This is a genomic window from Pseudoleptotrichia sp. (genome assembly GCF_057270515.1).
The window spans coordinates 343698-349843 of sequence record NZ_DBHIXS010000001.1; the positions used below are offsets into that span (position 1 = coordinate 343698).

Annotated in this window: 6 protein-coding genes and 1 pseudogene; 2 read left to right on the top strand and 5 right to left on the bottom strand. The window is 32.2% G+C overall.

Going from position 1 to position 6146, the window contains the following annotated elements; translation table 11 throughout:
- Positions 1–56 precede the first annotated feature (56 nt).
- Genes ACO5J6_RS01760 through ACO5J6_RS01780 form a run of 5 tightly spaced genes read right to left on the bottom strand, consistent with a single transcriptional unit; the run spans position 57 to position 4974 of the window.
- Positions 57–842 carry an ABC transporter ATP-binding protein gene (locus ACO5J6_RS01760; RefSeq protein WP_485641640.1) on the bottom strand — a complete coding sequence of 262 codons (786 nt, stop codon included), beginning with the start codon at positions 840–842 and terminating at the stop codon, positions 57–59.
- 4 nt (positions 843–846) lie between these two features.
- Positions 847–1827, bottom strand: coding sequence for a FecCD family ABC transporter permease (locus ACO5J6_RS01765; RefSeq protein WP_485641659.1), 981 nt, complete (start codon positions 1825–1827; stop codon positions 847–849).
- A gap of 7 nt (positions 1828–1834) precedes the next feature.
- Positions 1835–3808 carry a TonB-dependent receptor gene (locus tag ACO5J6_RS01770; RefSeq protein WP_485641642.1) on the bottom strand — a complete coding sequence of 658 codons (1974 nt, stop codon included), beginning with the start codon at positions 3806–3808 and terminating at the stop codon, positions 1835–1837.
- Positions 3809–3858: 50 nt separating this feature from the next.
- Complete coding sequence (locus ACO5J6_RS01775; RefSeq protein WP_485641644.1) at positions 3859–4281, bottom strand: ExbD/TolR family protein; 423 nt, start codon at positions 4279–4281, stop codon at positions 3859–3861.
- Between the two features lie 60 nt (positions 4282–4341).
- Complete coding sequence (locus ACO5J6_RS01780) at positions 4342–4974, bottom strand: MotA/TolQ/ExbB proton channel family protein (RefSeq protein ID WP_485641645.1); 633 nt, start codon at positions 4972–4974, stop codon at positions 4342–4344.
- Positions 4975–5143: 169 nt separating this feature from the next.
- On the opposite strand from ACO5J6_RS01780, the gene trhA reads away from it, so the two are divergent.
- Both trhA and ACO5J6_RS01790 read left to right on the top strand, forming a co-directional pair.
- Positions 5144–5800: a PAQR family membrane homeostasis protein TrhA gene (trhA, locus tag ACO5J6_RS01785; protein WP_485641646.1), complete on the top strand. Its 657-nt coding sequence runs from the start codon at positions 5144–5146 to the stop codon at positions 5798–5800.
- Between the two features lie 204 nt (positions 5801–6004).
- Positions 6005–6146, top strand: a pseudogene (locus ACO5J6_RS01790) (class I SAM-dependent methyltransferase); the annotation flags it as partial.

Below are 6146 nucleotides of genomic sequence, written 5' to 3' on the forward strand. Positions count from 1 at the left end.
ATTATTTTTCACCATTATTTTGTTTTTGATTTATTACTGTTTTCATAATTTATATATTATATTTTTTTCGGTATTACATAAAAATGACCGTTATGTTTTGCCACTTCACATTCAAACCCGTATATTTCATAAAAAACTTCGGGTCTGAACAGTTCTTCGGGAGTACCTTTGTATTTTATTTTCCCGTCTTTCAAAAATACGAGATTATCACAGTACATCGAAGCTAAATTCAAATCATGCATTACCATTATTGCGGTCATATTTTCAGTTTTTACAAAATTAAAAACCAGCTTCATTATCTCAAGTGCATAATTCATATCAAGGGCCGAAGTCGGCTCATCAAGCATTATGATAGACGTATCCTGTGCTAATGACCTTGCCAGCAAAACCCTCTGAAATTCTCCTCCTGAAAGGGAAAAAATATTTCTTTTCCTGAAATTTTCGAGATTCAGTTTCTTTAATATTTCACTTACTTTATCATCATCTTCTTTATCAAAACCTGCCCATTTATTTTTTATGTACGGCACTCTCCCCATATAGACCACTTCTTCCACGGACATAGGCATTGAGAGAGATGACTTTTGAGGAACAAAGCTCAATATTTCCGAAAGCTCTTTTTGGCTGTATTCTTTCAGTTCTTTATCCTGAAGTCTTATTATTCCCGTTCTCGGAGAAATATATTTCAATATAATTTTTAAAAGAGTGGATTTCCCGCAGCCATTAGGCCCGAGTATCCCTGTAAATTCTCCTTTTTTTATATTCAAATCTATTCCGTTTAAAAGTTTTTCACTTTTATTATCATAAGAAAATATGATATTTTCGGCATATATATCATTTTTCACAGGATTATCCTCCTTTCCCTTTTTTTATTGCCAGATATAGAAAAAAAGGAGCCCCGAAAAATGCAGTTACTATCCCGATAGGAATTTCCACAGGACTCAATATCGTCCGCCCTATCGTATCACAAATGAGAAGAAACAGACCTCCTCCCAGAGTTGCAAGGGGTATCAGTTTTACATTACTGCTACTCTTAGTTATAAGCCTTATTGTATGAGGAGCTATCAGTCCTACAAATCCTATCATTCCTGTGAATGCTACTGAAAATCCTACAATCAGTGAAGATATTATGAGTATATTTCTTTTGAGCTTTCCCACGTCAAGGCCTAAGGAATGAGCTTCTTCATCTCCACTCAAAAGTAAATCCAAATCGTATCTCTTTAAATAAAAATATGCAACCGATATTATAAGAGGAATTGTCAAAATACCTACTCTGAGCCATGACGAAGTTCCTATATATCCCATCATCCACGCCACGATTTTAAATGAATCCTGTCCGATAAGATACATACTGAATGAAGTAAATGCTCCTAAAAAAGAGGATATTGCAATTCCTATTATTAAAAGTGAAGTTATATCAGTTCCATTTTTTCTTGATGATAATCTGAATATTAGCAATATAACAGCCACTGATGTGATAAACCCTGATATCCCGTACATTATATCGGGAAGTTCCAGCATAAAGGCTATTACGGCACCGAAAGTGGCACTTGCAGATATTCCTATTATATAGGGGTCTGCCAGAGGATTTCGGAAGACAGTCTGTACGACTGTCCCCGAACTTGCCAGTAGCATTCCTATCAATACGGCCATTAGTATTCTCGGTAATCTTATATTTAAAATGATATTTTTTATTGAGCTGTCCACATTATTTTTGTTCAGAAAAGAGCTGATTATATTTTTCAACGAAATATCCGTATCTCCCATTTTTAGAGCAATAAATATGAATATAAACAGAAATATTACCAGTCCTGCATATATTTTTTTCATATTTATATTAGAATTCATAGCTTACACCCAAGTAATACTGTCTTTCTCCTGCCGGTTTATAGCTGTCTCCATTTTGGAACAGATTATATTTCTTACCGAATACATTTTTTACTCCGGCATCTATTCCCAGACCGTTTTCATGTCTGTAACTCACTCCCAAATCAGTAGTGGAATATGCTTTTACTTTATTATTATTGTTGTCCACTGTTCCCGAAAGATAATTTACATCAGCTTTTAATGCCAATCCTGTAACAATATCATAAGTCAGTCCCAATGTTGCTTTTGTTGACGGAACATAGGCTATTTTATGACCTTTTTTATCGCCTTTTGTTATTCTTGCATTTACATAAGAAACAGATTCATTTATTCTGAATTTGCCTAAATATTGTTCAGCAAATAATTCAAATCCTTTTCTTTCAGTTTCTTCAAGGTTTTTATATTTCCAGTTTCTCATAAATGCTCCTGAACCCCAGACTATTGATATTTCATTTTTAGTTTTTGTATAGAACCCTGTCAGACTCACATATGAGTTAGCTATCATATCTTTTACACCTATTTCATAAGTGTCATAAGTTTCAGGTTTTACTCCATTTAAAGTATATCCTTTTATTCTGTCCTTATCTACTAATTCTGTAGGGCTTGGAGATCTAAAGCCTCTTTCATATTTTGCATAGATATTTCCCGTATCGGAATATTTAAAGTTCAACGATGCTTCATAAGCGTTATTATTTTCTTTGGATTTTGATTTTAATGAGCTTGCTCCGTCAGTTCTGAAAATATCGTATTTCGCGGACTCATATCTGTATCCTAAAGTACCTTCCAATCTGTCCGTAAATGAATGTCTTTCAAGTAAGAAGAATGAATTTGTCTTTTTGGATAAATCTATTTTCGTATCTGACAACGTTCTTGTTCTTCCTCTCATTGTCATTGTATTTATAGATCTTCTCAGCATTTTGTTATCTATAAATTCATAACCGAATACAAGATTTCCGCTTCCATAGTTAAAGTTTCCTTTTAAGTTCACACCGTTTTTCTTATCTCTGAACAATCCATTATTTATAACTCCCATTCCATAATCCTGAACATAATTTCTCCGCATTTTCTGATTGTATCCCAATACTGTAAATTCAAGATTATCAGTAGGTTTTATGTTATACTCAAGAGTGTATTCTTTTCTTAAAGCTGTTGTATTGTTAAAATACTCTCCTGCCTGTTTTCTATTTTTACTTAATTGTTCCAATGTCAGACCGTCTGTAGTTTCACCGTCCTCATTATATTTTGTGGCTTTAAATCTCAATTTCTGTCTGTCGCTCTGAAGAGTAAATCCTCCATATATAAATTCATTGGAGTTTTTATCTTTTTCTCTGTAGCCTCTACCGTTAATATTTTCATATCCCAAGTCTATGGAGAAATTATCATTGAATTTTATTCCTGTTCTTGCACCTGCCTTATTTGTATTGTAAGAACTGCTTTCGTAGTAGATTTTCCCGTGAGCACCTTCTTTATCCACTCTTCTTGTAATGATGTTTATTACTCCTCCTGCTGTACCGTTTCCGTAGAGAATAGACCCTCCGCCCGGTATAATCTCTATTCTTTCTATCTCTTCTACAGATACTGAATTTATAGGTACAAGACCGTGAGATAAGTCAAGTATGTTCATAGAAACTCCGTCTACTAACACTTTTACACGTCCCGAAGCTTTTTCAGGTCCCTGTCCTCTTATATCCACAATCTCACCGAAACCGTTGTTTACAAAGTTTATTCCCGGTGTCCTTCTCAGTATTTCCTCTACTGAATTATACCCTTTGTCTTTAATGTCCTGATTTGTGATAACAGTAACATTTTTTATCTGTTTTTCCACATTTTCAGTAAATCCCGTAGAAGTAACCACACTTTCTTCCATTCTTCCTTCGTATTTTCCTTCAGCATGTAACAAGGCAGCCACTGCCAATAAACTTAGAATACCGATTTTTTTCACCATAACTCTTCCGTATGCAGGATTAATATACTTTACCGCATACTCTCCTTTCTTTATTTATTGTTTTTTTGTATATTGAGATTGATATTCTTCACGTCCTGATTTTTTAATCTCCCCATAATATCGACTATTTTTCCATATTCCAGATGTTCATCCGCAGTAAGTGTTACGTTTTTCAAAAGTTCGGGATTTATTTTGGAAAATTCTTCTTTCAGATTTTCAGGATTTATAGTTTTTATATTTCCGTCAACTTTTAAAAAATATTGCAGATTTTTATCTATTATAAGTTCCACAGCTGTTTCTTTTACATGGTTATCCTGTTTTGTATCCGTTTTTGGTACGGCAAGGTTGAATTGTGCGTAATTATTAAATGTCGTCGTTATCATAAAAAATATTAACAACATAAATATGACATCTATCAAATTCAGCATTGATATTTCGGCATTTCTTTTAGTTCTCCTATTTGTAAATCTCATTTTTACTCCATTCTGTACAATTGATATCTAAAAATTAGATATTCACTTATTATTTACAAATTAATATCTTTTTTCAAATCTGTTCAAAAAATGAAGAGAAGCCCTTTCCATTTCGAGAACTACATTGTCTATTTTTTTATTAAAATAATTATAGAACACTAAAAAAGGTATCGCTACCATTAGTCCAAATGCTGTAGTATAAAGTGCCTCGGAAATACCTGAAGCTACTGCCCTTGCACTTTCAGTATTGTTGGTACTGAGTGCCGAAAAGGATACTATCATTCCTGTAACCGTTCCGAGCAGTCCTAATTGCGGAGCGGTATTTACAACGGCTCCTAAAAGCCACATTCCTTTTTCGAGTTTCATTGTCTGCTCCAAAATATTTTCAGTAATTATTTCTTCCATATACTGTTTATGGGAAATATCAGCCTTATCAAAATCAACATCCGAATTTTCTATTGTTTTTACTACAAGCTGTGAAACTGAATCTTTTTTCCCTTTGCATAATTCAAGTATATCTTTTTTATTCCCTTTTTTTAGAGTCCTGTATAATTCTTTTTTATAATTTTCAGTAAGATTTTTTTCACTTGTCAGGAATAAATATGTCTTTTCCAGAATAACTGCAAGTCCGCATATAGAAGCCAGCAGTATCCCCCACATAAATATTCCGCCCGCTAAGAAGTAATGTATCATTTTATTTTTCCTTCCAAATTAAAAATTATTTTGTCTATAAAATTATTTTATTATATAAATTGATAATAGTCAAATTATTTTTTGATTATAATTTTTTTATTTGATTTTTTTATCCATTCATTATAAAATAAACATAAAAATTAATTTTGCAAATCGAAAGGAAACAGAAATGAAAAACGATATAAAAAACACAGGACTTGAGCATAATACTTCAAAAGGAGAAGAAATAGCAAACTTCGTAAGTCATACGGTAGGAGCAGGACTTTCAATAATAGCTTTTATTTTACTGACAATAAGAGCGAGCTGGACAAGGGATTTTCCAACAATAATATCATTTATGATATTCGGCTTCGGTCTTATAGTCCTTTATACTATGTCTTCGATTTACCACGGATTAAAACCCGGAACTGCCAAAAGGATATTTGAAATATTTGACCATTCAGCCATTTATATATTGATTGCAGCCACTTACACGCCTTTCCTCGTTTTAGTAGTAAAATCCAAAACAGGAATTATAATTTTATGGACACAATGGGCAATATGTATTTTAGGAATTTTATTTAAATCTTTCTTCACGGGAAAATTGAAAATGTTTTCCACACTGCTTTATTTGTTTATGGGTTGGATGATTGTATTTGCTTTTAATGAGCTTAAAACTAATATTAATAACGTTTCGTTTATATATCTTGTAACAGGAGGTATTTTATATTCTTTAGGAACTATTTTCTACACTTGGAAAATATGCAAATTCAATCATATGATTTGGCATATATTTGTGATTATGGGAAGTCTGGCACACTTTTTCTCAGTGTGGTTTTTGGTTTGAGATAATTTAAAATAAAAATGCCCATTATCTGCTTATTATTTGTTTCATTGACTTAATCTTTAAAAAAAGAATTTTTAGAATTATCAACCAATTTCAATAATAACATCAACGAAGATAAATTAGAATTTGTAGAGGTGAGAAAAATGTAATGGCAACATATTCAACTTAAATCGAAATAATATAAAATTACGAGGAAATTATAAGATGAACAATTATATAAAATTAAATGAAGATAGATGGAATAATATAAAAAATGACTATACTGAGCCATTGACACATGAAGAATTAGAGGAAGTTAGAAATAATCCAATTTCTGTTGCATTAACTGTTGGGAAAAAAGTTCCAA